Here is a 22,302-nt window from a genome sequence, read left to right on the forward strand (position 1 = left end):
GTGTCAGGGACCGACGTGCACGTACGGCGCCCAGAGCACGGGGGCGTCCGGCCGTGCGCTACGAAGCAGGACAAGCGCCTCGTGTGCGGCGGTCGCGGGTGAGCCTCCCGAGGTCAGGACCTCGTAGACCCGGTCCGTCGCCTGGGGTGCGCGAGTGTCGCTCACCGGCCAGAGCGTAGCGATCACATGACGGAACCCGGCGGTCTGCAGGGCGCCGGCGACATGGGCCGCCTCGTCGGCGAGGTCAGGGTCTCCGAGGGCGGTCTCACAGGCCGAAAGGACCGCCAACTCGGCACTCTCGCAGCGCAGTCCGGCGATATCGGCGGTGGTCAACGGGGCGCTGTCCGGCTCCTCGGCGTCCCAGCAGTAGAGCGCGGACCCGCCCTTGCTCGGCGGACGCTGCTCGGCGTGACCCGCGAAGTGGAACCACGAGCAGGCGGAGAGCTGGGCGAGTATCCCTCGGCGGGTCGCCCGGGGGCCGGCGAGGGACACCGCCGGAGTCACATGCCGTGTCAGCCGGGACACTTCTTCTTCGGCGTGCGGCAGCGGCCTCTCCCCGCCTGCGAGATGGGGCACGGAGGCGAGCAGCAGGCGGGGCAACTGTCCCGTAGCCGGCCTGGCGCGGGCGGCGAGCAGGGCACGGATCGTGGGGGTGTACGAGGAGACACAGTGGTCGGCTACACAGGTCCCGTCCGGCAGCAGTGCCGCGTGCAGCGGGAGGAAGGAGAGCTGTCCGGTGAGACACCACCAGATCCGGACCCCAGGGACGCCGCCCTGTGAACCCCACGAACCCTGGGAACCCCGCGAACCCTGGGAACCCCGCGGCCCGGCCTGGCCGTCCCGCCCACTCCGCCTGTTCCCTCCGTCCCCTGCGTCCCCTCCGTCCCCTCCGTCCCCTCCGCCCTGCCCGTCCGGGAACCGCGGCTCCACCCTTCGCAGCCGCTCCACAACGGGCCAGGCAACCTGGCGTCCCAGCCACCTCAGGACGTCGAGAAACACGGGATGCGCCTCGGGTGGATCGTCCTCGAGCATGTCCTGGGCCCGCCCCAGCAGCCTCGCCTGCCGGTTCACGGCCGCGCGGGTCACGCCGGGGAGCTCAACGACTTCCAGGTCGCCCTCGGAGGTGATGATCAGCGCGTCCCCCCGAGCCTCCGCGATGTTCACGACGATCACCGGCCCTTGTCCGCCGGCGGCCGCGAGTTGCTCCCAGGAGGGAGGACGGAGGAAGTCGGCGAACCCTTCGATCTGCCGGATCTCGTCCACCAACGCGTCCCACCGCCGGTTCAGCCGCTGCCGGTCGTCCGCGTCGAGAGCCGCCGCGGCAGCACCCCCAAGAGCGGCCAGGTAGCTACCCGCAGGACCGGACCCCGTCCGGCCCGGCCCGCCACCGGGGACGCCGCCGCCGCTATCCAAGTGCTCCCGCACCGAGCTGAGTTCGAGCATCTTCGCGCGGACCTTCTCACGAAGCGGCGCCGGGACATCACGGACGAGCAGCGCCGGATCCGCCCGCTCGTCGTGCGACTGCCGCATCAGCACGCCCCGGCCTTCCTCCAGCAGTTCGACCGCGAGGTACTTCTCGCCGAGGTCGAGGGCCGTCGCCGCGGCCTCGCGGGCCAGTTGGAACACGGACGTCGCGAGCACATGCGCTCGGTCGTCCCGTTGCAGGCCGTGCCAGGCGGCGATCGGCAGCAGCTCCAACGCCGTGCGGTAGCCGGACAGCGCCCTTCGCGCGTCGCCCAGCAGCGCGTGGCAGCGCGCGTAACCGTACGCTGAGGGAAGCCGGTGCCCCGCGGGCAGGAGCGTGCTGGTCATCGCCCGCTCGTACAGAGGCGCGGCCTGTTTCAGGAACTTGAGGTCCTTGGTTGCCTCCCACCGGGTGAACCATGTCACGGCACGCGCTGCCAGGTACGTGCCCAGGTCGGGACTGTTCTCAGGCAGGTGTGCAAGGGCGCGACGGTAGGCCCGGTCGCTGCGCGACAGCTCACGCTGGTCCTTCGTGGCCTCGTACCTCAGCCGGTGGAGTTCTCCGGCCAGGCCGTGCCTCCGGGCCCGCAGTGCCGTCCTGTCGGGCCGGCCGGGCCGGACGGAGCGCAGGGCCTCGAACGCCTGGTCGAGGTAGTCGGGCCGTTCGGTGAGCCGGGCCAGCGTGGCGAGTGTGGCGGCCAGCAGGAACCTCGACTCCATGGCCTCCGCTGCTCGTCCGGGTTCGACGGCGTCGATCGCGGCGCGCAGTGTGTCGGCGGCCTCCGTGCCGTAGCGCTCCTCCTCGGTGCGTACGTACAGGTCGTTGAGCGAGACCGCGAGGCTTCCCAGCGCGGCCTCGTACATGGTCGGCTGGTGGTCCCTGGCCAGGGCGACGGCCTTGCGCTCCAGTTCGACCGAGCGCCGCAGGTCCGCCAGGGCGTCGGTGGCGGAGTACCGGCTGTGCAGTGCCCGGGCCACGGCAGTGAGCAGGGCGATCGCCTGGAAGGGCTCTGTGTCCTCCGTGAGCCCGCCGACCCCGGTGCGCACGGCCTCGTCGAGGTACTTCAGGTCGGCCGTGCGGTCCGCGAGGTCACCGAGGAAGTCGACGAGGGTGGCGAGGTAGGCGATGCGGTGGGGTTCACCTGGCGGCGGGCTCAGCGCCGCCTCCCGCAGGCAGCGTTCCGCCTCCTCGACAAGGGCGGGCCGCGCGGACCAGTCCTCGATCAGGCGCAGCGCCTGGGCCAGGGCGACCCGGTACAGCGTGTGCCGGGGGCGTACGGGCGGGCTGGTCGCGGCGACCGCGAGACGCAGCAGGGCCACTGCGCCGTGCACGAGATCCACGGGGCTGCCCTGGTTCGATGGTTCTGCGGTGCCGGCAGCTTCCGGGGGCTGCGGACTTCCGGGCGGATCGGTGGGGTCAGGGGACGTCCGGGCGACGCCCAGCGCGGCGTTCGCGTCGGCCAGGAGGCCCAAGGCGTGGCCGGCCCAGGCCTCGGGACCGCCTTCGACGAGCCCGGTGGGTGAACGCCCACCGCCCTCCAGGAGGGGCAGACCGGCCAGGACCTCCTCGGGCACGGCACCGGGATGGTCGTCCGCGAGGAGCAGGAAGTAGGCGACGGCCGTGCCCTGTTCGGCGAGCGCGTCCTCCCGTCCGAGGTACTCTCCGCGGAACCAGTGAACGCAGGCGACCAGGTGCGCGGACGGCAGGTCGAGCGCCCAGCCCGGCTCCTCGGGGAGGGAACGCACGAGGCCCGCGGCGACCTCCGCGGCGAAGGTGAGCGTGTCGTCGGCCAGCAGAGGCGCGTCGGGCCGCGGCTGCTGCGTGTAGTCGTCGAGACGCTCCCGCAGCACACGCCGCGCGGCCTCGCGGGAATCCGCCTCGTCGATCATCCACGCCTCCCCCGATACGCGGCGACAGCCCTCTGCGCCGCCGTCGCGAGCACCGCCGCACCGGCCGCCGACCAGACCGGAGCCGGCTGGTGATACAGCGTCAGGTGCACGAGCCCGGCGACCAGCCAGCCGAACGCCGCGCAGGCCGCCGACAGGCCGACCCGGTCCACGGCCCGGCCGAGCCCGTCCGGTGTCTCCGCGGCACCCCAGCGCAGGGCGGTACCCGGCAGGGCCAGGGCGAGCCCCGCCAGCAGCAGGATCAGCGGGGGCTGGAGCGATCCCGGCAGCGGGAGCTCGTATTCCAGCCCTTGGATCGCGGCCAGCGCCATCAACAGGCTGCCGAGGAACGACGTCTGCAACTGCGTGAGTTGTTCGCGCCGCCGTTGCAGCCGTTCCCGCACCAGGTCACCGGTGATCCTGGCGGTCTCGTCGGCTCGTTGGTGTGTCACTTCCAGATAGGCGGCGGTGTCGTCCAGGTGCTCGGACAGCGCCGTCGCGGTCCGGCGGTCGTGGGCGAGGAATCCAACCGGCTGCCCGTCGATCGAGCCCGCCAGGGCGGCGGTCATGTTCGACTCCGCGATCTGCACGGTACGCCGCATGGCCCTGACCCGCCCCAGCGAGGCGATCAGACCGGCCGAGTGCCCCTGCAGCCGGGCCAGTTCGACGGAGGCGTCGAGCAGCCTCGCCGTGGCCACGCGGCCCGTGACCACCTGCGGATACAACTCCGTGAGCCTCTCGACCTGGGCGTCCACGGCCACCTGTGCGCGCTGCGAGGCCTCCTGAGACCGTGCGTGCACCCCGGCCTCATAGCGCAGCTTGCCCGCGTGCAGCAGATAGCGCGTCAACGGCACCAGCGCCGACGTGCCGTCGACCCATGACCAGCAGTCGAACGCCACTTCCCGGCTCTCGGGTGCCAGGGCGAGCAACCGGCGGTCGCCGCCGGCTTCGGTCGCCCCGCCCGGGAGTACCTCGCACAGCGCGAAACCGGCTGTCGTCCGCACCCAGCTCTCGGGCGGGAGCGGCTGGACGGCAGCGCCCGCCGTCATGCCCAGGTCCTGTCGCAACTCCAGCAGTGCGTCCGTCAGCGAGGCGTCCGGCAGGGGAGAGGCGGGATGCAACACACGGTGCACGCGTACGGTGCCGAGCAGGCCCGGCACCGAGGGAGCCGCCGGCGGCGCGGGCACGGCGTCGTCCCACAGGCGCTCCAACTCGGCCCAAGACCACCCGGGGCCCGGGTCCAGGACCACGGCGACGCCGGTGACGTCGTGCACCGAGTACAGCAGTGCCTGGAACTGACCGGACCGTCCGGGGTCTTCGACCGCCGCTCTCAGCCGCAGGGTGCCGGCCCAGGCCGGTTCAGCGGGGAAGTCCGTTCCGATGCCCGGCAGCGCGGGGACGCCCATGCCCAGCCGGGTGACACAACCGTCCCACACGGCCCGCAGGAAGCTGCCGGCCTGCTGCGGGCGGGCGCGGGAGCAGAACTCCGTGGCCGCGAACACGTGGATCACCAGCGAGGCGCGGGCCATCAGAGAGGGGCGCCCTGGCCGGGATCGGGTTGCGGAGGGGACACGTCAGGATCGGACGGTGGCGGGGAGGTGGATGCCGCTCGCTCATCGTGGATCAACCGGTTGACCCGTTCCTCCAGGACCGGCGGCGGCCCCGTCGACTCGGGCTCGGCCGCGCGCCGTGCCCTCCAGTGCGAGCAGTGGTCCTCCAGATTCCGGGCCGCACCCAGGACGGCGTCGGCGTCCGAGTCCCGCATCGCCTCCTCCAGCCGGGTCACGACCGCCTCGACGCGTCCCCACCGCGTGGCGGGAAGCCGCGCGTCACGCAGCAGGGCCAGGGCGGTGGACGCTTCCCGCAGAGCCACGTCGAGTCCGGTCATACAGGCATCTTTCCCCACCCGCTCCGGGTGAATGCCGGTGCTACCCGTGAGCGATCACCGGCGACACCGCGCCCCCCGGTGGTCGGCCGGGTGGGACGCAACGAGCGAGCGACCAAGGCCATTTCGGGGACGCGTTGTTGAGACAGGTAAGAGATGCCACCGGGAACCTCGCGCGGAAGTGTCCGACGGGGGTGACTAATCGGTCTGGTTCATGCCGCGGGGCGAGTTCGGCAGCAAATTTCGGATTCTACGAACTGCGGGCCCGAAATCGCTTGCTGTGGAACTGGCCCTGTCTACCCAGATTGTCCGAAGCCACCGCCCCTCCAGGCGCATGGTCACACATCCTCGACACAACGTCCGTATGCGCGCATGGCATGTGATGAGTGAAGGCGCCGGGGAGGGTGGCTGATTCGTACGCTGCTGACCTGCTGAGACAGCTCGGATTGGCGTGAAGCTCTTGATCTGCGCACATCAATGAGTCAGGTTCGAGGCGGGCCGAACGCAGTTTCGGTCCGAACCCCCCACACCCCCCACGAAAGTGACGAGGAGAACCCTCAGATGTCAGCTCGCGCATTCACACGCAGAATGCAGGTCCTCACCGCCACGGCCGTCGTCGCGACCCTGACGACCTTCGGGACGGCGCACGCACAGATCGCTCCCGAACCCGCCCCCGCGGAAGGCACCGTGTACGGACTCGGCGCCAAGGGAGCCGTACCGGGCACCTTCATCGTCACGCTGGACGGCAAGGTGAACAAGAGCGCGCTCGCCAAGGAGTACGGCGGCAAGCTCCAGCGCACGTACAGCGCCGCCCTCGACGGCTTCTCCGCCGGCGGCCTGTCGTCGGCCGAGGCCAAGCGTCTCGCGGCCGACCCGTCGGTCGCCAAGGTGGTGCAGGTCAAGAAGTTCAGCATCAACGCCACGCAGGACAACCCGCCCTCCTGGGGCCTCGACCGCCTGGACCAGGCCGACACCGCCGGCGACAGCAAGTACACCTACCCTGACGGCGCGGGTGAGGGCGTGACCGCCTACGTCGTCGACACCGGCGTACGCACCTCGCACAAGGACTTCGGCGGACGAGCCACATCCGGCTTCGACGCCGTCGACAACGACAACGACGCCACGGACGGCAACGGCCATGGCACCCACGTCGCGGGCACCATCGCGGGCACGGCCCACGGGGTCGCCAAGAAGGCGAAGATCGTCGCCGTGCGCGTGCTCGACGACAACGGCTCCGGCACCACCGAGCAGGTCGTCGCAGGCATCGACTGGGTCACCAAGAACCACAAGGGCCCGTCCGTCGCGAACATGAGCCTGGGAGGCGGCGCCGACGAGGCCCTCGACGAAGCCGTGCGCAAGGCCGTCGCGTCCGGCGTCACCTTCGCCGTGGCCGCGGGCAACGAATCCGCGGATGCCGGGCAGGGCTCCCCGTCCCGCGTCAAGGAAGCGATCACCGTCGCGTCCTCGACCAAGGACGACAAGCAGTCCGACTTCTCCAACTTCGGCGCGGTCGTTGACGTGTACGCCCCCGGCTCCGACATCACCTCCGCGTGGAACGACAGCGATGAAGGCACCAAGACCATCTCGGGCACGTCCATGGCCACGCCGCACGTGGTCGGCGCCGCGGCCGTCTACCTGGCGGGCCACAAGGACGCCACACCGGAACAGGTCGCCAAGGCCCTCACCGACGGCGCATCCGCCGACAAGATCACCAACCCGTCGCAGGGCACCGCGAACAAGCTGCTGAAGATAGTCGAGTAGTTGTCCTCGACCGGTGCTCGCCGTGCTGTCCTCAGACGGCACGGCGGGCGCCGGTGCCGTCGTGCGCGGCAGAAGGGGAGCCCCAGGAGCAAGCGGGGCGTGTCGCCCCGCCGGAACCCAGGCGGTCAGAAAACGCCGAATCCGAACCATAGGTCGCAACGGGCCGCCCCGGTAAGGGAGTCCCGCCATTCTCACAGCATGGCCCCGAACGAAGGTGAAGCGAGTCCGTCGGAGTCCCACGGAGATGCGAGATCCACTGCGGGTACGCCCGCCGCTACCGTCCAGGCTGCCGGGACAGGCGATGGCAGCAGCGCACCCCAGCACGTGACTCCGCCGGAGCCACCGGGGACAGAACCCGTCGCAGCACGGGATTCGGCCCCACAGCGGGACTCCGCACCATCTGGGGACACGGACCCGGACACGGACCCGGACCCGGACCCGGATGCCGTCGAGGGCTCCGGTACCGGCCCGACTCGCCTCACGGCGCTGGATCTCGGACGATTCACGGTCGGCGCCGTGACGGTGGTGGCGGCACTGGCCGGGCTGATCCTCGGCATTCGGGCCGAACTGTACGCAGGCAGGGAGGATCAGCGAGCGGCCGCAGAGGCCGCCCGGACCAAGGAGGACCGGGAGAAGGCGTACGCGAACCTCGTCGACTTCTACCGGATGGGCTCGGAGGTGATCGTCGTGAACGGAAGCTCCCGTGTCATGGCGATGCGGCTCACGCTCCCGAGGAACAAGGTGACATGGGACTTGGACCTCCTGCAGCCCTGCAAGCAGATCGCCGTCCCCAACAAGGCGCTCCTCGACTCCATGACCGTGGCCGAGCCGTCGGTGCGTCTGGTGGAGGGGGATCTGGCCCGGCTGAGGCTGGAATTCATGGACCCGATGCGCAAGGCCTGGATCCGTAACAGCGGCGGGCCCCTGGCGCGCATGGACGCGTGGTCCCCGTCCGGGCGGCCCAACCTGGTGAGTTCGGAGGCCTGGAACATCTCGGCGCAGGACGCACCCCAGTGCGACGGATCCTGACCCGCCCACGTACCAGTCGGCCGTAGAGTCGTCAGCGGTGAGTTGGGATACCAGGCTGGAGCCCCCGATGAATGCGACCGTGTCCGGGCATGCCGCGCGAGTGTCCGCTCACGCGGCCGTGGGCGCACGGTTGTCCACGTGGAGCGACCGCCGGCTTGAGGATGCGGTATCCGCGGCCCCCGGTCTCGGCTCCGGTATCGGGGGCAGGGCGGCGGAGTTGGAAGTCGAGGGGACACGGGTGTTCATCAAGCGTGTCCCGCTGACGGACATCGAGCTGCAGTCACAGCACGTGCGCTCGACCGCGAACATCTTCGATCTGCCCCTCTTCTACCAGTACGGGGTGGGTTCGGCGGGTTTCGGTGCCTGGCGTGAGCTGGCCGCGCACATGATGACGACAGAGTGGGCACTGAAGAACGAGTACGCGGGTTTCCCGCTGCTGTACCACTGGCGGGTCTTGCCTGACAGCCCCCCGGCCGGCTTCATCGACGGCCTCGGTGGCATCGAGGGGGCCGTGGCACATTGGGAGGGCTCGACGGCGGTGCGCCATCGGCTGGAGGCCGTGGGAAAGTCCTCCTTCAGCCTGGTGCTCTTCCTGGAGCACGTGCCGCACACGCTCGCCCAGTGGCTCGCCGACACCCGTGAGGCGACCCAGGCACAGCCGGGAAACGAGGCCCTTTATCGGTGGGTCGAAAATGCGCTACTGCGGGGAACGGAGTTCATGAGCGCGCGCGGACTCGTTCATTTCGACACGCACTTCGCGAACCTGCTCACCGATGGACGGCAGGTCTATTTCGCGGACTTCGGGCTCGCGATGAGCCGCCAGTTCGAACTCTCGGCGCGGGAGCGCGCATTCCTCGCTGCTCACCTCGTGTACGACCGCTCCTACGCACCGAACCACCTGCTTCGCCACCACCTGCCCGACGGCATGCGGGGCGGCATCGAACACGGAGCCTTTCTGCGTGCGTGGGTCGACGGCCACCGACCCGTCGACATCCCGTGCGACATCGCCGCGATCATCGACCGTCACGCTCCGCACGCCGTCATCCTGGACGACTTTCTTCACCGCCTGCGCACGCAGAGCAAGCGCACTCCCTTCCCCGCGGCCGAGATCAAGCGGGCTCTCGCCGGCGTATCGACGTGAGCAGAGTGAGAGCCCGGTGGGACATCACTCCATGGTTTCTCCCCGGTCCGCCTGCGCCCGGGCCTCTCCCCGTTCGCCGCGGTCCAGAGCAGTGACTCGGTGAGGCGTCGGTCCACGGTGCCCTCGAAGAGCAAGGCCGTGAACCAACCAACTGGCCAGGAACCCGCCTTCCGGCGCGAAGACGAGCACTACGACGATCCGCTCCGGTGGGATCCGGGCCTGGCGACGAAGTCGTACGTCCCCGAGCCGACCTGGAACACGGCGGCCCCGTCCTCCATGCGCAGGAAGCGGACCCCCGTCGCGCGGTCCGCCGGCCGGCCGCCTTCGGTCACCGATCGGCGGGTACCGGCCGGCACATGAACCTCAGCGACGGTGTTGACCGGCACCGTCACCTTCAGGCGGAAGGTGTCGTCACGGTGAGTCCAGCGGGATGACAACAGGCCGTGGACGGTGTGGAGGCTTCCGGATCCGTTGGTCAGGTTGCCGCCGGGCACGGGAGCGATCCGCGAGCGCTTGTAGCCGGGTTCGATCGCGGAGAGGCCGCCGATGTTCTGGAACATCCAGTCACCTACGGCGCCGTACGCGTAGTGGTTGAAGGAGTTCATGTCGACGGGGCCGAATTCCCCGTCGGGCGTGATCGAGTTCCAGCGTTCCCACATGGTGGTGCCGCCCTTTTCGATCTCGTAGCCCCAGGACGGGTAGTCCTTGTGCAGGAGCATCCGGTAGGCCAGGTCATCGCGTCCGATCCGGCTCAGCGCGGGCAGCAGCAGTGGTGTGCCGATGAAGCCGGTGCGCAGGTGGTAGTCGGTCAGGGCCAGCTTGGACACGAACTTCTCGCCGACCTTGCCGACGAGTGCCGGGTCCGGGACGAGATCCATGCCCAGGGCCATGGCGTATCCGGTCTGGGAGTTGCCCTTCACGGTTCCGTCGGACGAGACATACGCCTGAGTGAAGGCTTGGCGGATGTCGGCGGAGAGCTCGCGGTAGTCGGACGCCGCCGAGTCGTCGCCCAGGGCGTCGGCGGTCTCCGCCATCATGCGGGCGTTCTCGGCGAAGTAGGCGGTGCCCAGGATGCCCTGTTCGGTGGGGTCGTCCAGATGCAGCCAGTCACCGGTGAAGAACGTGGTGCGGCCGGGCTCCAGGAGATCCGCTCCGGCGCTCTCGCGCACGAACTGGAAGAACTTGCGCATGGCCGGGTAGTTGTCGCGCAGGATGCGGGTGTCGCCGTAGGAGCGCCACACGTGGTACGGGACGGTGATCATGACGTCGGACCAGCCGACGCCGCTCTCGGCGAACTGGCCCCGGGGCGTCGGCACCACCGCCGGCAGATCACCGTCGGGATACTGGGAGTTGCGGACGTCCGCCATCCAGTGGGACAGGAACGCGCGGGTGTCGACGAGGTAGTTGGCGGTCGGGGCGAACAGGCTGATGTCACCCGTCCAGCCCAGGCGTTCGTCGCGGGCCGGGGTGTCGGTGGGGATGGACAGGAAGTTGCCGCGCTGACTCCAGGAGATGTTGCTGACCAACTGGTCGAGCATGCCGTCCGAGGTCTTCAGCGTGCCGGTGGACGGCAGGTCGGAACCCCAGACGACGCCTCGCACGTCATCGAGCGCGGGAGGCGAGTCCACTCCGGTGATCTCGATGTAGCGGAACCCGTGCTGGGTGAAGGCAGGTTGGTAGGTGACCGCTCCGGAGTCGGCGAAGACATAGCGGTCGGTGACCTTGGCGCTGCGGAAGTTGTCGGTGTAGAGGGTGCCGTCCTTGTTGAGGACCTCGGCGTATCGGATCTTCGCGGTCCGGCCGGGGGAGCCGGTGAGGGTCAGCCGGGACACGCCGACCATGTTCTGGCCGAGGTCGTACACGTAGGTCCCGGAGCTGGGCTCGGTCATGTGCCGGGCCCTGAGAACCTGGGTCTCGCGCACCGGCTCGTCGCTCTGCGGGACGAGCAGCGCGGTGGGTGAGTCCACCGGCACGGCCGCTTCCCAGCCGGCGTCGTCGAATCCGGCGCGGCTCCAGTCCGTCGGCTCCAGACGGGCGTCGTACGTCTCACCGTCCTGCAAGTCGGCCTTCGCATAAGGCCCTTCGGCCGCCTTCCAGGAACCGTCCGTGGCGATCCACTGCACCGAGCCGTCGGTGTAGGCGATGCGGATCTTCGCCACGAGCGCCGGAGCATCGCCGTACTGGCGGCTCCAGCCGATCCCCACCTTGCCTGCCCACCAGCCGTTCGCCAGGGACGCGCCGATCGCGTTGCCGCCGCTGTCGAGCAATCCCGTGACGTCGTAGGTCTGGGACTGGATGCGCTGGTGGTAGTCGGTCCACCCCGGGGCCAGTACCTGGTCGCCGACCGCTTTGCCGTTGATCTCCAGCGCGTAGACGCCGAGCGCGGAGGCGTAGACCCGTGCGGAGGCCACCTTCTTGCCGGGCTCGGTGGCGAAACCCTTGCGGAGCAGTGGCAGCGGCCGCACATCAGGGCCGTACAGGGCGTCCGTGGTGCCGGAGACCGAGAGGGCCGAGTCGGCTGTGTCCCCGCCGGAGAAGGGGTTCCGGCCGGAGGCGAAGTCGGTGTCGAGCAGCGTGCTGACGTCGGCCCCGGTCGCGACGACGTCGTAGACGGTTCCCCGCTCGCCGCAGCAGGCGTGGGTCCGGAAACCGATGTAGCCCCTCGTGAACGTGGAATCGGTGTAGGTGCTGACGAGCTTGCCGTCGAGTGTCGTCCGGATCGTGGCACCCGCCATGTCGTAGCGCACGGTGTGCCGCTCGCCGAGGAGGGATGCGTTGGTGAAGCCGTGGGGTGCGAGGTCCACCTCCTTGACCACGCTGTAGGTGCCCTTGACCTGCTTGTGCAGCCTCAGCGTCGGGCTCGCGCCGGTGGCGTTGAGCTGGAACATGTATCCGTTGGCCGTATCGGGAGCGCGCAGGAACATGCCGAAGGCGGCGCTTTCGAGCTTGAACCGGACGGTCGCGGCGTAGTCGGACCACCGGTCCAGTTCACTCGGAGCGTCGGCACGCGCGATCCACTGAGCGCCGTCCCAGTCGCCGGCGTCCAGGAGACCGGTCTCGAAGTACGAGTCCGTGCTCCAGCGGCTCACGATGCCCTTGTCGTCCCAGACGCGGACACGCCAGTGGTAGCGCGTCGCCGATTCGAGGTCCGGGCCGCCGTACTCGACGGCCACCTGCCGGCCGGACCTCACCTTGCCGGACGACCACACGTCGGCGGCCCCGGGTCTGCGCCCTACCTGGATCTCGTAGGCCTGTTGTGTCGTCGCCCGCCGGGCTGACACCGACTGCCAGCCGAAGACCGGGGTTTCACCGCCGATGCCGACGGGGTTCGTCCGGCTGTTGGTGCTCAGGGCCCGTACGACGAGAGGCACAGCCGTGGCGGACGACGCCGGTGACAGGGGAGTGGGCAGTACGGCCACGCCACCGAGTACCGCGAGCACGACGAGGCCCGTGAGGAGGCCGGGCAGGGCTGGTCGCCTGAGGAGCATGACTTCTCCGGTCTGCTGAATCGTTTCAATCGAGCAGGTCGCGGGGACAGTAGCCGTGTGGCGTGGAACACGTCAATACGTGCGGCGGCCTGGTCTGCCGTTGCTGTCGCGGCGATCGAGGGGGAGCCGGCAGCCCCCACCCATGATGAGGAAACGGCGCTCTGCCGCGCCGACCAGTCCGGGTGATGAGTTTTTCCGGCCGCAGGCGTCACACCTATGACGGCACGCGACGCGGCGGAAGGATGACGAGATGAGTACGGACACGCGGCTGGAGGAACCGGGTGTGAACGGTCTGGGCGAGGTCGACGAGCAGGCGTTCTCGAAGCTGGCGGAGCGGCACCGGCGAGAGCTCCACGTGCACTGCTACCGGATGCTCGGGTCGTTCGAGGACGCCGAGGACACCGTGCAGGAGACGTTCCTGCGCGCCTGGCGACGGCGGGAGACCTTCGAGGGGCGGTCGACGTTCCGGGCCTGGCTCTACCGGATCGCCACCAACGCCTGCCTGGATCTGCTCGCCAGGGCCCGCCCCGAACCTGCCACCGGCGGCGAGGTGCTGTGGCTGCAGCCCTATCCGGACCGGCTGCTCGACGAGCTGCCCGCGGACGACGCGGACGAGCCCGAGACCGTCGCCGTCGCGCGAGAGACGATCGAGCTGGCGTACGTCGTAGCGGTCCAGCACCTCGCGCCGCGCCCGCGTGCCGTGCTGATCCTGCGGGACGTGCTCGGCTGGCCGGCGAAAGACGTGGCGGAGTGCCTGGGCGACTCCGTCAACTCCGTGAACAGCGCACTGCAGCGAGCCCGCGCCGGCATGCGGGAGCACCTGCCGGCCGAGCGGCAGGACTGGAGCGGCGGCGATCAGGACACCGGGACGCGCGAGCTGGTGCGGCGCTACACCGAGGCCAGCGTGGCCACGGACATCGGCCGGATCACCGCACTGCTGCGCGAGGACGTCCGCTGCTCGATGCCGCCCACTCCGGGCCTGTACATCGGCCGCGACGCGGTGGTGAACGACTGGGTCACGAGCGGCTTCGAAGGCATGAAGGGCCTGCGCGCCGTCCTCACCTCCGTGAACCGGCAGCCCGCCCTCGCCTTCTACCTCTGGCGGGAGCAGGAGGGCGCGTACCTGCCGCTGACGATCGACGTCCTGCGCGTCACCGGCGGGCTGATCACGGAGATCATCACGTTCCACGAGGACCGGTTCGAGGGGCTGGGACTCCCGGAGCGCCTGCCGGCGAACGGCACGGAGCAGCCCCGAGGGGCACGTCAAGGAAGGTGACGCGTCCTTCGCACCAACCTGCGGTGTCCACGTGTACAGATCGCGTCCTCCTTCGCGCAAGGTTGGCTCCGCATCATTGGCATGTCCTCAACATCGCCGAGATGTCACCCTGGGAAGTGCCTGTGAGAATGCGACGCACCCCGATCCCGACCGCCGCCGTCACCCTGGCCACCGCCCTGCTCGCCCTCCTGACCCCTGCCCGGGCGGGGGCCGATGCCGAGAGCATGCCGACGGTCACGCCGGTCGCTGAGACCCCCGCCCTCCACGACGACGCGGCGGGCGGCAACTCCGACGCGGACGATCCGGCGATCTGGCGCAACACGGCCGACCCGAGCCGCAGCCTCGTGATCGCGACGGCCAAGGAGGGCGGTCTGCGTGTGTACGACCTGGGCGCCCGCTTGGTGCAGTCACTGCCCGCACCGCGCCCGCCCGCGGACGATGACGCCCCGGGCCGGTACAACAACGTCGATCTCGTCACCGGTGTGCGCACCTCCACCGGACGGGCCGACATCGCCGTGGTCAGTGACCGGGGCAACGACCGGCTGCGGATCTACCGCATCGACCCGTCGAAGCCCGGCGGCCCGCTGACCGACGTCACCGACCCCGCCGTCGCCCCGGTCTTCTCCGCCGACCAGGCCGAGATCAACGAGCAACGCACCGCCTACGGCCTCGCCACCTGGCAGGACAGGTCCACCGGGCGCTCCTACGCCCTGGTCAGCCGGCGGGAGCGGACCCGTCTCGCCCTGATCGAGCTGAAGCCGACGGCGAGCGGCACGGTCACGTACCAGCGCGTCCGCACCCTCGACCTGCCCGCGTCCTTCCGTCTCCCGAACGGCACCGCCTGGTCCCCCTGCGCGGAGCCCGGCGAACTCCCGCAGGTCGAGGGCATGGTGGTGGATCCGGCCACCGGTACGCTCTACGCCGGTCAGGAGGATGTCGGCATCTGGCGGATGCGCGCCGACCTCACCACCAGGCCGGTCCTGGTGGACAAGGTCCGCGAGTACGGCGTCCCGGGCGTCTACGACGAGGCGACCGAGGAGTGCACGGCAGGCACCGACCCCGGCTACGGAGGCGCGCGGCTGTCCGCGGACGTCGAAGGCCTGACGCTGCTTCAGGAAAAGGACGGCGACGGCTACCTCTTCGCCTCCAGCCAGGGCGACGACACCTTCGCCCTGTACGACCGTGAGGTGAGCGAGGACAACGAGTACGAGGGCGGATTCCGCGTCGGCGCGGCCTCGGCGAGCCTCGACGGGGCGCAGGAGTGCGACGGCGCCGCCGTACTGAACGCCCCGCTCGGCAGCCGCTTCCCGAACGGTCTGCTGGTCGTGCAGGACGGTCACGAGACCCCTGACGTCCCCGACGGCGAGGGCGGCACACGCACCGCGACCGGCTTCAAGTTCGTCGACCTGGGCGACGTGGTGAAGGCTGTCGACCTGTAGCCGGTGAGGCCCCGGACCGGCCGCCACCGACCGGGGCCTCAGACGCCTCACTTCCTTTCGTACTTGTGTGCGTGACTCCGTAAGATCTGGGTGCGAGGCGGTGCCGCAGTGGCCGAGTGCTCGCCCAAGAACCTCGGAGACTCCCATGCACCGTCCTCTCGTCCTCGCCGCTGCCGCTGTGCTGCTGTGCGCCGGCTGCTCCACCGCCGACGCCGGAAACCGTGACAAGGCCGCGGGCGCGTCACCGTCTGCGTCGTCCGCCGATGCCCGCTCTGCCGTGCGAGCAGCCGTGGCGGCTCTCCGCGAGGGCAGCGCCGAGTTCCGCCAGGAGGTCGAACTGAAGGGTGAGGGCCAGGTGTACAGCCTCACCGTCGCCGGAGGCTTCGACTTCGCCGGCGACAAAGGGCACTTGGCGGTCGACTTCCCCGGCGGCGCCATCGAGCACAGCGACCAGGTCTTCGCGGACGGCAAGATCTACATCAGCGGCGCAGAGGACATCGGCAAGGATGCCTGGGGAGTCATGCCCCGCGACAAGGCGGAGGCCCACTACCTGCTGCGCGCCCCGCTCAACGACCCCGAGCACGTCGTGGAGCAGATCGCCGCGATGCGCGAGATCACGCGGGCGAGCGAGGAGAACGTCCAGGGCGTGCGGGCCGTGCGCTACCGCGGCATCCTCGACCACCGCACCGTGACCCTGCGCATGGCCCACGACGTGCGCACGCGGATGAATCAGGTCCGCGACGCCCTGGGCAGTGACCTCCCGGTCTTCGCCGACGTGTGGGTCGACGGCCGCGGACGGCTGGTGCAGCTTCGCATGAGCGTGAACCTGTCCGGTGCGCAGTCGACGCTGACCATGACCCTCTCGGACATCGGCGAGCCGGTCCGGGTGACGGTTCCACGCGCCGCGGACACGGTCCCCGTCGCCGAGGTCGGCGGCATCCTCAACGGCTGAGCCGGAGCCATGTACATCCCACTGTTTCCGGTCGTCACCGAGTCCTCGTCCCGGTGTCCTGCTGTGCACGTGACCACCGGTTGTGCACGTGACCACCGGGAAGAAGTCCCGCTGCGGTGCGTAGGCGTCGCACGTGTCAGGCGTCGGTCCCCGCCGCAGCGGCCACCTCTCCCTGTCCGAGCGTGAGCATCGCCTCGCTGACCACCTCGGCCGCAGCATCGGGGATCGCAGTTGCGGCCTCCTCGAGGACGAGCAGTCGTGCCCCGGGGATCTCGCGTGCGATCGCCTCGCCGTTGCCGACAGGGAAGAACCGGTTGCGACGGCCGTGGACGACGAGCGTGGGGACGGCGATCTCGGGCAGGCGCTCACGCCAGCGCGGTGCGCAGTCGAGCCTGGAGAACACCATGCCCATCTGGTTGGCCATCTGGACGGGGGATGCCGTGCTGGGCGTGCGGTCCCACATGCGCGCGGCGACCGCGCGCGCGGCGACGGGATCGTCAGCGAGGATCTCCGCGCCGACGGCGGCGAATTCCGCAACCGCCTCGCGGTCGGCCCAGTCGGGCATGGGACGCGCGAACAGCCGGCTCATCGTCGCCCGGTCATGGTCGGGGAGGTCGTCGTCCGGCGGGCCGGGGGCGACCGGCCGGGTGCCGACGAGGGTGAGCGCCGAGAACGCACCCGGGTGGTCGAGCGCGGCCACCTGGGCGACCATCCCGCCGACCCCGATGCCCGCGAGGTGCGCGGGTCCGTCGCCGAGTGCGTCGGCGAGGGCCGCGGCGTCCGCGGCGAGGTCGCGCAGTGTGTAGGCGGGCGCCTCCGGGTCCGTCGTCGTCGACGCTCCGCTGTCACGCAGGTCGTAGCGCACCACACGCCGCCCGCCGGCCGCGAGGCGCTCGCACAGTGCGTCGGGCCAGGAGAGCATGGTCGTGCTGCCCGCGAGCAGGACCAGTGGCGCGCCGTCGTCACCGAACGACTCGATGCCCAGAACGATTCCGTTGACCTCGACTGTGGTCATCGGCTCACCGGCAGACGTCGTAGGTGAGGTGCGTGGCGGTCGACGTCACGACCACGTCGCGCTGCACCAGCGTGCGTGGCGTGCCACCGGTGAACAAGGGGGTCCCGGCGCCCAGCACGACGGGCGCGAGGTGCAGCGACAGCACGTCGACCAGTCCGGCCCCCAGAGCCGAGCCGACCGTGGCGCCGCCGCCCATGAGGATCACGTCCAGGTCCTTGCCGCCGGCCGACGACGCCGCCAGGGCCCGCTCGCGCGCGGCGGCCACGGCGTCGGCCAGTCCGGTGGTGACGAACGTCCAGTCGAGGTCGGTCAGCCGCACCGACTGCGGCGGCGTGCTGGTCACCACGACGAATGCGGGCTTGCCGACCTCACCGGCGCCGTAGCCGGACGTGTCGTCCCAGCCTTGCGGCCCGTCGACCACGTCGAAGAGGCGACGGCCGAGGACGACGGCCCCCGAGCGGTCGGTCGCCTTACGCAGGATCCGCCGGTCGTCGGGGTCGTCGGAGAACGCCCAGGTGTGCAGGGCCTCGCCGCCCCTGCCCAAACCGTTGTCCGGGCCGGGATCGGGGCCGGTGACGAAGCCGTCCAGAGAGACCGAGATGTCAGCGATGATTCGAGTCATGCCAGGGTGGACCGGTCCCGCGGCCGGAACTCATCGATGGCTGCCCCGCGCGAGCGGGAGCATCCCGCCCGTGGCAGGCTCCTACCCCATGATCGACGAATGCGCGAAAGAGCACCTGCACGGGAGACTGCGGCGGGACCGCGAGGCGCTGCTGTGGAAGCTCGACGGCTTGTCCGCATACGACGCCCGCCGACCGTTGACAGTGACCGGCACCAACCTCCTCGGCCTGGTCAAGCACGTGGCGACGGTCGAGGCGAGGTACTTCGGCGAGGTCTTCTCCCGCCCCTCCCCGGAACCGCTGCCCCGGTGGCAGGACTACGACGGCAGCGACCTGTGGGCCACCGAGGACGAGACCCGCGAAGAGATCATCGCCTTCTACCGGCGCACGTCGGAACACTCGGACGCGACGATCAACGAGCTTCCCCTCGATGCCCCCGGCCACGTGCCGTGGTGGCCGGAGCCGCGTCCCAACACGAACCTGTTCGCCATCATGCTCCATGTCCTCGGCGAGTCCGTCCGGCATGCCGGGCACGCCGACATCCTGCGCGAGGGCCTCGACGGCCGGACCGGGGTGCGCGCCGAACACGAGCGGCAGATCGACGAGGAAGCCCGGGCGGCCCACTGGGCGAGGATCGAGCAGGCCGCCAGGTCGGCCGCAGCCTCCGGCTCCTGAGGAACGGGCCGGGCAGGAGTTGTACACGCTGACCGGCGGCTGTCCCTCCCGGCCTGCCGCCCGTCACGAAGCGGTTCTGGACGCTCCCCGACCGGGCCGCATCCGATCGACCGCGGCGCAGACCATCAGCCGGTGGGTTCGCTGGTCGGGGTGGGGCATGTACCGGGCTGAGCGCGGGCAGTGCTGAACCATGGCAATGGATGGTGGCGTTGCGGCCGGCGTGCAGGTGTGCTCTCTCAAGGTCGATACACCCCAACTGATCTCGCCGGGGACCACCTACAAGATCGTCCGGTTCCCGTTCGGCACGGCGGAGTCGACGGACCAATTCGAGATGCACCAGGCCGTCCAGCCGGACGGCCATGTGGTGAGTGACTGGTCGACAGACGACCGTAGCGGCCTGATCTGGCCGTCCAAGGCCGGATGGGGTCAGCTGCACGCGATGATCCAATGGGAGTCGGCCAGCGGTACGGCCGGCTACACCGAACTGCGTGACCAGTACGTGCGTGACCCGCTGGGCCTCACCCCTCAGCCCAACGACACCACGGCGACCGAGCACCGCACGCCGACGCCCGGCGGCCAGTACTACGTCAAGAACCATGGCATCTTCGTCGCCCCGGGCACCCCCCTTGCGCTCCGTGTGACGCACAACGACGCCAATCCGCGTCTGCTGACCCTCGCCGAGTTCAAACTCGTCATCCATGATGTCGCTTAGGACCAGACCGGCAGAGGGCGAGCCACGTATCGGTCAGCCAGTGAGCTGACCGGCCATGCCGGTGGACGCGGCCGGGGCCTGGCCCGTCAGCGGTGTGCGTGTTCCGGGGTGCCGTTGGGCTTGGGCGGGGAGGACGGGTGAGGGCCCCGGGGTTGTGCAGGGAGGCCGGCGGGGGCTCGGGTGGGGGGAGTGGCGGCATGCGTCCGGCGAAGCAGGACGGTGGCGTCGAGGCCTCCGCTCGGGGCGGCCTCGAGGGTGATGCGGCCGCCACTGGCGCGGGTGAGCTGTTCGACGATGGGCAGGCCGAGGCCGGTGCCGTCATGGTGGGAGTCGGAGGCGCGCCAGAACCGGTCGAAGGCGCGTCGGCGTTCGGTCTCGCTCATGCCGGGGCCTTGGTCGGTGACATGCAGCTCGACGCCCTGCGGTGCGGGGCGGGTGGCAAGGGTGATGGTGGTGTCGGGCGGGGAGACGCGCAGAGCGTTGGCGAGCAGGTTGTCGATGATCTGTTCCAGGGCGCCGGGGACGGCCCGGACGAGTCCGGCCGGGCGCCCGGCCGTGGTGATGCGGACGCGGTGTTCGGCGGCGAACGGTGCCCAGGTGGCGGCCCGGTCGGCGATGACGGCGTCGAGGTCGGCGGGTTCAGGGGTGGTCGCGCTGGCCTCGAGGCGGGCCAGAGAAAGCAGTCCCTGGATCATGCGGGCAAGGCGTTCGGTTTCGCCGATGGCTTCGTCCAGGCTGGGGTGGACGGCCGGGTCGAGGTGGGGTTCGAAGTTCTCCAGCCGGATCCGCAACGCGGTCAGGGGGGTTTTCAGCTGGTGGGAGGCTTCGGCGGCGAAGGCGCGCTGAGAGGCGAGGAGATGCTGCAGGCGGGTGGCGGTGTGGGTGAAGGACGTGGCCAGGCGGCGCAGTTCGGGCGGGCCGACGTCAGTAGCGGGTGGACTGGCGAGGGTGCCGTCGGCGAGCTGGGTGGTGGCGTGTTCCAACGCGTGGACGGGGCGGATGATCCAGCGGGCAAGAGCGAGGGCGATCAGTGCGGCGGCTGCCAGCACGCCCAGGCCGGTCAGGGCCAGGGTGAGCCAGATGTCGCGGACCCGGCCGTCCAGGACGTCGGTGGGGTAACCGAGCCGCAGCGCACCGCGAATGGTCTCGCCGGAGGAGCCGGGGACCGTGACGTAGCGGGTCTGGACGCCGCTGTCCGCGTCGGGTGCGGTGCCGACGGTGGTCCGATTGCGCAGGGCGGTGGCGATGTCCGGCTGCGCGGACAGATCGGTACCGGCGGGGATGGTGGCGGCGGAGTCGGTCAGGACAGCGCCGGTGCTGTCCACGACGATGACCCGCGCTCCGGTCCGCTCCGCGTATTCGCCGGCCAGCTCGGGCAGTTCGTCGGTGTCGTTCTCCTCGATGCGTTCCTCGGCGAGTTCTGCGAGCATTCCGGCGTCGCGCTCGATGCCGTTGGTCAGGCGCGACGTTTCGGCCCTGGCGAACAGGAGGCCGAAGGGAATCTCCAGGCCGAGCAGGACCAGCAGCACGAGACCGAGATAGCTGCCCAGCAGACGCCTGGTCATGTCCGGGCCTCCTGGCGCGGGCTGCCGGGCGGCGCGGCAGCGGCCGGGGGACTGAGGCGGAAGCCGACCCGGCGGATGGTCTCGATCCAGGCGGGATCGCCGAGCTTGCGGCGCAGAGCGGCCACGTGCACGTCCAGCGTCTTGGTGGGGCCGAAGAAGTGCGGGTCCCATACCTGGTCGACGATCTGCTGGCGCGAGCAGACCGCCCCCGGATCCAGAGCGAGGTAGGCCAGCAGGTCGAATTCCTTCGGGGCCAGGACGACGGGAGCGTCGCGGAGGTGGACCTGCCGGGTGCGGCGGTCGATGACCAGCGGCCCCACCACCTGCGGGGCGTCCGAAGGCGCGGGTCCCCGGACACTGTCCGACCGACCGGGCCGGGCCTCCTCGACCGCGTCGCCGGGGGCGCCGGCACGCGGTGCCCGAGGGCGGACGCGACGGGTGACCGCGCGGATACGGGCGACCAGTTCCCGGACACCGAACGGCTTGGCCATGTAGTCGTCCGCACCCAGTTCGAGACCCAGAACCCGGTCGATCTCCTCACCCCGCGCGGTGATCATGATGATGGGTACGTCCGAGCGCCCACGCAGGGCCCGGCAGACATCGATACCGTCCATGTCCGGCAGACCGAGATCGAGCAGCACCATCTCCGGCTCGGGCGCGGCCAACGCCGCCGAACCGGTGCGCGCCCGCTCCACGGCGTATCCGTAGCGGGCCAGGCCCTCGGCCAACGGGCCGGCGATCCGTTCGTCGTCCTCAACGAGCAGCACCTGCATGGTGTCCGGCTCACACCCCCACTGCTCCACGGTCACGACCACACCAACCCGTCCCGGTCTTCCGGACAGCACCTGATACGCGTACGGGGACGCGCCCGCTCAATGACGAACACCGAACTCACCGGCCGCGGGCAACCCATCCGCCGCGCCGCCCCCGGACCCTGAGGTTCTGCCGACGTCAGCCCTCGTCCCCGGCCTCGTCCTTGGTCTTGACGACCTTGTAGGTTTTCGGGTCCAGATAGACCTCCACCTCACTGCCGTCAGCCTTCTTGATCTCGACCGCGTACGTGCCCGGGTTCTCCGCGTCCTTCTCGGACTTGACCACCGTGCCGGGGAAGGCGGCCAGAGCGGCGGCCTCCGCCTTCTGCTTGGCCGCACCGCTCAGCGGGGTCTCCACCGCGTCACCGCCCTCGTCACCCTCGGCCTGCGCGCCGCCCTCCGCGGCCCCGGCGTCGCCGGCCGACTGACCGGCCGCCGCGCTGTCGGAGGACGAGGCTGAATCGCCGGAGTCCGAGCCACCGCAGGCGACCAGCCCGACCAGCAGGGCAGCGGTGGACACAGCGGCGGCCAGGGCGCGCTTGGAAGCGTTCATGTCGAAGAACTCCAGGGAGAGTCGGGGA

Annotated in this window: 17 protein-coding genes; 8 read left to right on the plus strand and 9 right to left on the minus strand. The window is 70.5% G+C overall.

Features of this window, described 5'->3' with window-relative positions:
- Positions 1 to 3: 3 nt before the first annotated feature.
- From ACFV20_RS30420 to ACFV20_RS30430, 3 genes are read right to left on the minus strand one after another with little or no spacing between them, the layout of a single operon-like run.
- Positions 4 to 3,354, minus strand: a complete 3,351-nt coding sequence (locus tag ACFV20_RS30420; protein ID WP_385662367.1) for a CHAT domain-containing protein — start codon at positions 3,352 to 3,354, stop codon at positions 4 to 6.
- Positions 3,351 to 4,880, minus strand: a complete 1,530-nt coding sequence (locus ACFV20_RS30425) for a CATRA conflict system CASPASE/TPR repeat-associated protein (protein ID WP_385662370.1) — start codon at positions 4,878 to 4,880, stop codon at positions 3,351 to 3,353. The genes ACFV20_RS30420 and ACFV20_RS30425 overlap by 4 nt, the downstream gene beginning before the upstream one ends.
- Positions 4,880 to 5,239, minus strand: a complete 360-nt coding sequence (locus ACFV20_RS30430) for a CATRA system-associated protein (protein WP_385662373.1) — start codon at positions 5,237 to 5,239, stop codon at positions 4,880 to 4,882. Before ACFV20_RS30430 ends, ACFV20_RS30425 begins: the two co-directional genes overlap by 1 nt.
- Positions 5,240 to 5,797: 558 nt before the next feature.
- Between ACFV20_RS30430 and ACFV20_RS30435 the strand changes: the two genes are divergently transcribed.
- The 3 genes from ACFV20_RS30435 (at position 5,798) to ACFV20_RS30445 (ending at position 9,167) form a co-directional block, all read left to right on the plus strand.
- Positions 5,798 to 6,997 carry a S8 family serine peptidase gene (locus ACFV20_RS30435; protein ID WP_385662376.1) on the plus strand — a complete coding sequence of 400 codons (1,200 nt, stop codon included), beginning with the start codon at positions 5,798 to 5,800 and terminating at the stop codon, positions 6,995 to 6,997.
- A 516-nt stretch (positions 6,998 to 7,513) separates the two neighbouring features.
- Positions 7,514 to 8,026: a hypothetical protein gene (locus ACFV20_RS30440; RefSeq protein WP_385662379.1), complete on the plus strand. Its 513-nt coding sequence runs from the start codon at positions 7,514 to 7,516 to the stop codon at positions 8,024 to 8,026.
- A gap of 67 nt (positions 8,027 to 8,093) precedes the next feature.
- Complete coding sequence (locus ACFV20_RS30445; RefSeq protein WP_385662381.1) at positions 8,094 to 9,167, plus strand: protein kinase family protein; 1,074 nt, start codon at positions 8,094 to 8,096, stop codon at positions 9,165 to 9,167.
- A 188-nt stretch (positions 9,168 to 9,355) separates the two neighbouring features.
- On the opposite strand, the gene ACFV20_RS30450 is transcribed toward ACFV20_RS30445, so the two are convergent.
- The gene (locus ACFV20_RS30450) at positions 9,356 to 12,655 is read right to left on the minus strand and encodes a family 78 glycoside hydrolase catalytic domain (protein ID WP_385662384.1); all 3,300 of its coding nucleotides are present in this window, start codon (positions 12,653 to 12,655) and stop codon (positions 9,356 to 9,358) included.
- Positions 12,656 to 12,905: 250 nt separating this feature from the next.
- On the opposite strand from ACFV20_RS30450, the gene ACFV20_RS30455 reads away from it, so the two are divergent.
- The 3 genes from ACFV20_RS30455 (at position 12,906) to ACFV20_RS30465 (ending at position 16,322) form a co-directional block, all read left to right on the plus strand.
- Positions 12,906 to 13,931 (plus strand): RNA polymerase subunit sigma-70, encoded by a 1,026-nt coding sequence (locus tag ACFV20_RS30455; protein ID WP_385662387.1) that lies wholly within the window; start codon positions 12,906 to 12,908, stop codon positions 13,929 to 13,931.
- Between the two features lie 128 nt (positions 13,932 to 14,059).
- Positions 14,060 to 15,370, plus strand: coding sequence for a phytase (locus tag ACFV20_RS30460; RefSeq protein WP_385662389.1), 1,311 nt, complete (start codon positions 14,060 to 14,062; stop codon positions 15,368 to 15,370).
- A gap of 145 nt (positions 15,371 to 15,515) precedes the next feature.
- On the plus strand, positions 15,516 to 16,322 hold the full coding sequence (locus ACFV20_RS30465; RefSeq protein ID WP_385662392.1) for a hypothetical protein: 807 nt from the start codon (positions 15,516 to 15,518) through the stop codon (positions 16,320 to 16,322).
- A gap of 136 nt (positions 16,323 to 16,458) precedes the next feature.
- Here the strand turns inward: ACFV20_RS30465 and ACFV20_RS30470 are convergent, their stop codons facing one another.
- Both ACFV20_RS30470 and ACFV20_RS30475 read right to left on the minus strand, forming a co-directional pair.
- Positions 16,459 to 17,337, minus strand: a complete 879-nt coding sequence (locus ACFV20_RS30470) for an alpha/beta fold hydrolase (protein ID WP_385662395.1) — start codon at positions 17,335 to 17,337, stop codon at positions 16,459 to 16,461.
- 4 nt (positions 17,338 to 17,341) lie between these two features.
- On the minus strand, positions 17,342 to 17,959 hold the full coding sequence (locus ACFV20_RS30475) for a dihydrofolate reductase family protein (protein ID WP_385662397.1): 618 nt from the start codon (positions 17,957 to 17,959) through the stop codon (positions 17,342 to 17,344).
- 88 nt (positions 17,960 to 18,047) lie between these two features.
- Between ACFV20_RS30475 and ACFV20_RS30480 the strand changes: the two genes are divergently transcribed.
- Positions 18,048 to 18,632, plus strand: a complete 585-nt coding sequence (locus tag ACFV20_RS30480; RefSeq protein WP_385662493.1) for a DinB family protein — start codon at positions 18,048 to 18,050, stop codon at positions 18,630 to 18,632.
- 190 nt (positions 18,633 to 18,822) lie between these two features.
- Complete coding sequence (locus tag ACFV20_RS30485) at positions 18,823 to 19,344, plus strand: hypothetical protein (protein WP_385662400.1); 522 nt, start codon at positions 18,823 to 18,825, stop codon at positions 19,342 to 19,344.
- Positions 19,345 to 19,430: 86 nt separating this feature from the next.
- Here the strand turns inward: ACFV20_RS30485 and ACFV20_RS30490 are convergent, their stop codons facing one another.
- The 3 genes from ACFV20_RS30490 to ACFV20_RS30500 form a co-directional block, all read right to left on the minus strand.
- Entirely contained in the window at positions 19,431 to 20,909 is a 1,479-nt protein-coding gene (locus ACFV20_RS30490) for an ATP-binding protein (RefSeq protein WP_385662403.1), read from the minus strand.
- Positions 20,906 to 21,682, minus strand: a complete 777-nt coding sequence (locus ACFV20_RS30495) for a response regulator transcription factor (protein WP_385662496.1) — start codon at positions 21,680 to 21,682, stop codon at positions 20,906 to 20,908. Before ACFV20_RS30495 ends, ACFV20_RS30490 begins: the two co-directional genes overlap by 4 nt.
- A gap of 178 nt (positions 21,683 to 21,860) precedes the next feature.
- A complete protein-coding gene (locus ACFV20_RS30500; protein ID WP_385662405.1) occupies positions 21,861 to 22,274 on the minus strand; it encodes a PepSY domain-containing protein in 414 nt (137 codons plus the stop codon).
- Positions 22,275 to 22,302 lie beyond the last annotated feature (28 nt).

The sequence above is a fragment of the Streptomyces sp. NPDC059696 genome, from assembly GCF_042733745.1.
GTDB lineage: Bacteria > Actinomycetota > Actinomycetes > Streptomycetales > Streptomycetaceae > Streptomyces.

Excerpts from the sequence above, each read along its gene's own strand:
- ACFV20_RS30425 (WP_385662370.1), bottom strand. The coding sequence starts at position 4,880 with ATGGCCCGCGCCTCGCTGGTGATCCACGTGTTCGCGGCCACGGAGTTC.
- ACFV20_RS30490 (WP_385662403.1), bottom strand. The coding sequence starts at position 20,909 with ATGACCAGGCGTCTGCTGGGCAGCTATCTCGGTCTCGTGCTGCTGGTC.
- ACFV20_RS30485 (WP_385662400.1), top strand. The coding sequence starts at position 18,823 with ATGGCAATGGATGGTGGCGTTGCGGCCGGCGTGCAGGTGTGCTCTCTC.
- ACFV20_RS30480 (WP_385662493.1), top strand. The coding sequence starts at position 18,048 with ATGATCGACGAATGCGCGAAAGAGCACCTGCACGGGAGACTGCGGCGG.
- ACFV20_RS30445 (WP_385662381.1), top strand. The coding sequence starts at position 8,094 with ATGAATGCGACCGTGTCCGGGCATGCCGCGCGAGTGTCCGCTCACGCG.
- ACFV20_RS30420 (WP_385662367.1), bottom strand. The coding sequence starts at position 3,354 with ATGATCGACGAGGCGGATTCCCGCGAGGCCGCGCGGCGTGTGCTGCGG.
- ACFV20_RS30495 (WP_385662496.1), bottom strand. The coding sequence starts at position 21,682 with ATGCAGGTGCTGCTCGTTGAGGACGACGAACGGATCGCCGGCCCGTTG.
- ACFV20_RS30430 (WP_385662373.1), bottom strand. The coding sequence starts at position 5,239 with ATGACCGGACTCGACGTGGCTCTGCGGGAAGCGTCCACCGCCCTGGCC.
- ACFV20_RS30450 (WP_385662384.1), bottom strand. The coding sequence starts at position 12,655 with ATGCTCCTCAGGCGACCAGCCCTGCCCGGCCTCCTCACGGGCCTCGTC.
- ACFV20_RS30435 (WP_385662376.1), top strand. The coding sequence starts at position 5,798 with ATGTCAGCTCGCGCATTCACACGCAGAATGCAGGTCCTCACCGCCACG.
- ACFV20_RS30470 (WP_385662395.1), bottom strand. The coding sequence starts at position 17,337 with ATGACCACAGTCGAGGTCAACGGAATCGTTCTGGGCATCGAGTCGTTC.
- ACFV20_RS30500 (WP_385662405.1), bottom strand. The coding sequence starts at position 22,274 with ATGAACGCTTCCAAGCGCGCCCTGGCCGCCGCTGTGTCCACCGCTGCC.
- ACFV20_RS30455 (WP_385662387.1), top strand. The coding sequence starts at position 12,906 with ATGAGTACGGACACGCGGCTGGAGGAACCGGGTGTGAACGGTCTGGGC.
- ACFV20_RS30465 (WP_385662392.1), top strand. The coding sequence starts at position 15,516 with ATGCACCGTCCTCTCGTCCTCGCCGCTGCCGCTGTGCTGCTGTGCGCC.
- ACFV20_RS30460 (WP_385662389.1), top strand. The coding sequence starts at position 14,060 with ATGCGACGCACCCCGATCCCGACCGCCGCCGTCACCCTGGCCACCGCC.
- ACFV20_RS30475 (WP_385662397.1), bottom strand. The coding sequence starts at position 17,959 with ATGACTCGAATCATCGCTGACATCTCGGTCTCTCTGGACGGCTTCGTC.